Here is a 2127-nt window from a genome sequence, read left to right on the forward strand (position 1 = left end):
GCGCACATGGTGGCTGATCGCGCTGTGCGTCAGCGCCAGCTCCTCGGCGGCGCGCGAGAAGCTGCGATGGCGCGCCGCCGCCTCCAGCGCGCGCAGCGCCTGCAGCGGGGGAAGATGCGGGACCTGGGCCATGGGGTCGATGGAAGGACGAGCAGGCAAGAGATGGAGGAAGCGCCACAATCGGACGCCGGCCGTCAAATTCTACTCACAATCCGGGCGGGAATTCTTCGTTGGTGCGGGCAAGCCGGAGCGCGGACAATCCGCGCATGACCACCGCAACGCTTTCTCCCTCCGGACTTCCCGCCGCGGCCCGCGGCCTGCGCTGGCGCGTGCTGGCGATCTTCTCGCTCGGCTTCTTCGTTTCCTACGTCTACCGCGGCGTCAATTTCGGCTTCGCGCCGTATCTGTCGCGCGAGCTGGGACTGTCGGCCGGCGACCTCGGCCTGCTGACCAGCTGCTACTTCCTCGGCTTTGCCTGCGCGCAACTGCCAGCCGGCCTGCTGCTGGACCGCTTCGGCCCGCGCCGTACCGAGGCTGCGCTGCTGCTGGTGGCGGCGGCCGGCACGCTGCTGTTCGCGCTGGGCGAGGGCATGGCGGCGCTGGCGGCCGGGCGCATGCTGATCGGCGTCGGCGTGTCGGTCTGCCTCGGGGCCGCGATCCAGGCACTGTCGATGTGGTTTCCGCTGTCGCGCATGCCGCTGCTGAACGGGTTGGTGATGGCGATCGGCGGCCTCGGTGCGGTGATCGTCGGTACGCCGCTCGACTGGCTGTTGTCGCTGGTCGACTGGCGCACGGTCTGCATGGGGCTGGGCGGCGTCACGCTGGCGATGGCGCTGCTGCTGTGGTTCGGTGCGCCCGAGGCCGCGCGGCCCGGCGCGCGCGAAAGCCTCGGCGCGCAATGGCGCGGCACCGTCGCGATCCTGCGCAGCGCGCCGTTCTGGCGCGTGGTGCCGCTGACACTGCTGAACCAGGGCGTGTTCCTGGCGGTGCAGAGCCTGTGGGTCGGCGCCTTCCTGCGCGATGTCGGCGGCGTGGGGCCGGGCGAGGCCGCGCGACTGGTCTCGCTGATCGGCTTTGCGATGATGGGCGGCTGCGTGGCGACAGGCTGGGCAGCGCGTCATCTGGAGCGGCTCGGCCTGAGCCTCTATGCGTTCGCCGGAGCCGGCATGACGATGTTCATCGTGGTGCAGGCGCTGCTGATGGCCGGCGCGCCGCTGCCGGCGTGGCTGCTGTGGGCGGGCTACGGCGTGTTCGGCTCGAGCGGCATCCTGACCTACGCGGTGCTGGCGCGGCAGTTCGACGGCGCGATGATCGGGCGTGCGACCACCGCGTTGACGCTGACCGTCTTCCTGGCGATTTTCGTCTGCCAGCTCGGCATCGGCATGGTGCTGGACCTGTGGCCGGCGGTGCAGGGCCGCTATCCGGTGCGCGCCCATCTGGCCGCCTGGGCGGTGCTGGCCGGATTGCAGGTGCTGGCGGCGATCTGGTACTGGATGGGCGCGCGGCGGCATCGCGGCGCGCCCGCGCCCTAGCAGGGCGGGCCGCGCTACAGCACGATCGGCCGGTCGTCGAGCTCGTTCGGATTGCCGTCGCCGTGCTGCGGGAAATGCCGGGCCAGCAGCGCGTGGACCTGCGCCACCGTGGCCAGCACCGGTTCGATCGACAGGTCGGCGGCCAGGCCGTGCGCCAGCGACTGGCACAGGGCGGCCCAGGTCTCGTGCGCGACGCGCGCATCGATGCCGCGGTCGGCCAGCAGCTCGACCGCGTGATCGGCCAGGTTGATATAGAGCAGCACGCCGGTGTGGTCGACGGTGTCCCAGACCTCGAGCGCGGCGAACAGCGCGCGGGCGCGCTCGCGCGGCGTCACGCCGGCCCAGGCCTGCGCCGCCGGCAGGCTCGATTCGATCACCACGCGCACTTCGCCGCGGTGCTGGCGTTCGCCGTCGCGCACGGCGCGTTGCAGCCGCGCCAGCGCATCGGGCGGGAAGTGCCGGTGCGCAAACGAGACCGGGGTCAGCGCGTGGCGCAGTGCGCGCCGCAGTCCGCGGGAAGGTGAACGGGTGGGCATGATGTCGTTCCCTTACCAGTTGCCGGAGGCGCCGCCGCCATCGAAGCCGCCGCCGCCGC

Annotated in this window: 3 protein-coding genes; 1 reads left to right on the plus strand and 2 read right to left on the minus strand. The window is 72.0% G+C overall.

Going from position 1 to position 2127, the window contains the following annotated elements; genetic code table 11:
- Window positions 1-132 (minus strand): LysR family transcriptional regulator (locus tag AC6EI8_RS26210; RefSeq protein WP_498383351.1); only part of this gene is annotated, 132 nt, incomplete at its 3' end.
- 134 nt (window positions 133-266) lie between these two features.
- Here AC6EI8_RS26210 and AC6EI8_RS26215 point away from each other — a divergent pair.
- Window positions 267-1532: an MFS transporter gene (locus AC6EI8_RS26215; RefSeq protein ID WP_498383350.1), complete on the plus strand. Its 1266-nt coding sequence runs from the start codon at window positions 267-269 to the stop codon at window positions 1530-1532.
- A 14-nt stretch (window positions 1533-1546) separates the two neighbouring features.
- Here AC6EI8_RS26215 and AC6EI8_RS26220 read toward each other — a convergent pair whose 3' ends face one another.
- Entirely contained in the window at window positions 1547-2068 is a 522-nt protein-coding gene (locus tag AC6EI8_RS26220; RefSeq protein WP_252253583.1) for a TPM domain-containing protein, read from the minus strand.
- Window positions 2069-2127: the final 59 nt, after the last annotated feature.

It is taken from the genome of Cupriavidus sp. R6-3 (assembly GCF_059772245.1).